Below are 3,328 nucleotides of genomic sequence, written 5' to 3'. Positions count from 1 at the left end.
GTGGCCGGCCTGCTGCTCGGTGCGGCGAGCGTGGCGGGCATCCTTGCGCGGCCGCTCGTGGGCATTGCCGCGGATCGCGGCATCGGCGGCTCGATGGCGACGGTGGCCCTCATGATGGCGGCCGGTTGCGTGGGCCTCATCGGCATGGCAACCGGCCACCCGGCGGCCTATGCCGGAGGGTGCGTGGTGGCCTTCGGCTTCGGCTGGGGGTGGAACGGACTGGTGCACTACGTGGTGTCGAAGACCGCACACCCCTTCACTGCGCAGGCTACCGGCATCACGCAGAGCGGAACGTATATCGGCGGCACGCTGGGCCCGCTGCTGTTCGGCATCATCTTCTCCCAGTTCGACCCGGCGGTCGGCTGGGGCCTGGCTGCAGTCCTGGCGGCATCAGGTGCCGGGGCGGCGCTGGTTGCCTTCCGGTTGGAAAAGGCGCTGCGTGCGGACGACGGCGCTTCACCTTTCGGGGAAGCGGATCCCGCCGCGTCGCCGGACCGACCTTGAGTACAACTCGTTCGAACGCGTATTCGGGATCCGCTTCCCCGAAAGGTGAAGCGCCGTCGTCCGCGAGCTTCGGAATGCTTCCGAGCGGGATATTTCCTAGTGGGACATTCGGCCGCTTCAACCAACCCGATTCACGCAGGACCAGCGATGCGCGTTCGAACTCGGGGATTGCGGTCAAAGTTTCAAGGAAAACGTCCATCCTCTTGGGACCACCTTCAACGCCGCTCAGCGCTGTCGGCACCTTCGTGAGGCTCAACTCAAGGGAAGTCGACCGTCCGCCGTAGTGGTAAAGGTAGATCGACCCGACGGCGGTGGTGCCGTTCACGAAGATGCGAAGGCCTCCCGCCGGGATCCCCTTGGTCCGCACCGGTGATCCGACGAACGGGATATCGGCATTTGATGCCTCGGCTATGAGGAGGTCGAACCTGCTCAGGTTCACTGCATCGTTGATGCTGATCCAGTCGCGGCACTGGTCGAGAGTCCAGCTTTCCTGCGCCCTCGAGTTCGCTGCGACTTTTGCCTCTGCCAACTCCTGACCGTAGACCCGCGGCATCAGAACTTCGACGTCATTGCTGAAGAGTCGGGTGTACTCAACAGCGATGACTGACGTTTCGGGTCCCGACATGGCGTTCAGATACTCGACCATCCGCTTGAGCTCCGGGTTGATCACGTCGACTGCCAGCACGATACTGAACCTGCCGGACAACAGATTGTCGGCCACCACCTCCTGAATTCCCGGGGAACCAGGGAAACTGTCCTTTAGTGCGACACCCGCTCGCACGCGCCACTGGCGGTCGAAGATATCAATCTCCGTATGCCAGAGAGCCGACGCGTAGTCGAACATCTGCCCGACGATCTCCCTGCGAATCTGCGGGTTCGACGCGAGCTTGCACTCCACCAGGGTTACGCCACCCTCGGGACCAACGACGACGAGGTCTGCCGGACCTGCGCCCGACTGGAATTCCCGGCAGGCAATCGCGCCATCCGTGACGCCCGGGACGAGTTGGGGGTGTTCCGCGAGGATCTGTTGTAGCTCCGCCTCCCGTCCATAACCCTTTTCGGAGGGCTCGAACCATTGCCCGCCGGGTGATCGAACAAGGAATCCGGTCATGACGGATCACCACCACTCATCGCGGCAGGCGGTGTTCTGGCATGCCCACTTCGGGACGCCGCACTCAACCTGCCCGGTCCGCGGATCTACCCGCTTCTCCGGAGTGATGCAGCATCCGGAGAAGACCGTTTCCGGCGAATTTTCCTGCACATCGGAGGTCATCATGCCATAGGCGATCGGCCACGATTCGCTTCCGCACACAGGGCAGTCGCGGAGTCGCCTGCGAGTTGTCCCTCGCTCTTTGGTGCTCATTCGCCCACCCTATGCTTCCGCTCCGACAACCTGTCGGAAACTCTTAAAGCAAACGCGCCCATAAGCCTGCGTTTTGTTTGTCGCCTGATTTCATGTGGTCATTTTCAGCGCTACGCCGGACCGAGGGCGTCGAAAGAAGGTGCTCAACGTGGCCTTGCTACGGCGCTGTGCCGCGAATCCGGTGAACGGGTTCCGACGCTCAGCTCACCGACCCTGATTCTGTAGGCTTGCGCAGCAGTTTCGGCAGCAGTGAAGGAAGTATCAGCACGGCCAACGCGACAGCCAGCAGACCGACCGTGAGCGGACGTGTGAAGAAGATGGAGAAGTCATTCTGGCTGATGGACAGCGCTCGTCTGAGCTGGGTCTCCATCATCGGCCCGAGGATCGCGCCGAGGATGGCCGGGGCCACGGGAAAGTCGTAAATCCGCATGAAGAAGCCGGCGACGCCGATGGCACAGACGATCAGCACATCCATCAGGCTGCCGGACAAGCTGTACACCCCGAGGACTCCGAACACCAGAATGCCCGTATACAGGAGTGTCTTGGGTATGGAGAGGATCTTGATCCACAGTTTGACCAGAGGCAGGTTGATGACCAGCAGCATGATGTTGCCGATGAACAGGCTGGCGATCAGCGTCCAGACCAGATCCGGTGAGTTCTCGAAGAGCTGCGGACCGGGTTGGATGTTGTAGATCTGGAATGCACTGAGAATGATCGCTGCGGTTGCCGACGTCGGTATGCCCAGGGTGAGCAGAGGAACCAGCACCCCGGAGAAGGAAGCGTTGTTGGCGGCTTCCGGTCCGGCCACTCCCTCGATGGCTCCCTTGCCGAACTCGTCCTTGTGCTTGGACAGCCGCTTTTCCAGGTTATAGCTGAGAAAGGTAGGAACCTCGGAACCGCCGGTAGGCATGGAACCGAAGATGAACCCCAGGAAGCCCCCTCGGATCCAGGGTTTCCACACCCGCTTGCGCTCTGCCTTGTTCAGCCAGATGCGCCCGGAGAACTCCACGGCAGCTTCTTTTGCATACTGCAGCCGTGCCAGCCCGTAGAGTGCCTCACCGATGGCGAAAAGACCGATCACCACGATGATGATATCGATGCCGCCGAGAAGCTGCGTTGAGCCGAAGGTGAACCGTTGTTGGCCTGTGAGGAAGTCCAATCCCACCAGACCCACGAAGAGGCCCGCAAACAGGCTCACCATGCCCCGAATGAGTGAATTTCCGACCAGAGCGGTCACGCTGACAAAGGCGAGCACCATCAGGGCGAAATAATCGGTCGCCTGGAAAGATTTCGCGAGATTTGCCACCAGCGGTGCCAGGAACGTAAGTCCTAGTGTGGAGATGATGCCGGCAAAGAACGACCCCATGACCGCCGTGGCCAGGGCGGGCCCCGCCCGGCCTGCTTTGGCCATGGGATATCCCTCGATGGCCGTCGCGACCGAGCCCGCTTCGCCCGGGGTGT

The 3,328-nt window shown here is 61.7% G+C and carries 3 protein-coding genes; 2 read left to right on the top strand and 1 reads right to left on the bottom strand.

Annotation, left to right across the window (positions count from 1 at the left end; genetic code table 11):
• Together Y705_RS16470 and Y705_RS16460 are read left to right on the top strand one after the other, a co-directional pair.
• Positions 1-504 (top strand): MFS transporter (locus Y705_RS16470; protein WP_162149019.1); only part of this gene is annotated, 504 nt, incomplete at its 5' end.
• A gap of 814 nt (positions 505-1,318) precedes the next feature.
• Positions 1,319-1,537, top strand: coding sequence for a hypothetical protein (locus Y705_RS16460; RefSeq protein WP_049822096.1), 219 nt, complete (start codon positions 1,319-1,321; stop codon positions 1,535-1,537).
• Positions 1,538-2,066: 529 nt separating this feature from the next.
• Here Y705_RS16460 and Y705_RS0101455 read toward each other — a convergent pair.
• On the bottom strand, positions 2,067-3,328 hold a 1,262-nt coding region (locus Y705_RS0101455), incomplete at its 5' end, for a tripartite tricarboxylate transporter permease (protein WP_026531581.1).

This window comes from Arthrobacter sp. H41 (assembly GCF_000520535.1).
In the GTDB taxonomy this organism is placed as follows: Bacteria; Actinomycetota; Actinomycetes; order Actinomycetales; family Micrococcaceae; genus Arthrobacter_D.
The sequence above is the reverse complement of the archived record's forward strand: the minus strand, read 5'-3'. Positions and strand labels throughout refer to the sequence as shown.

Bases quoted from the DNA above. Each gene is read 5' to 3' on its own strand.
- Y705_RS16460 (WP_049822096.1), top strand. From the start codon at position 1,319: ATGCCAGAGAGCCGACGCGTAGTCGAACATCTGCCCGACGATCTCCCT.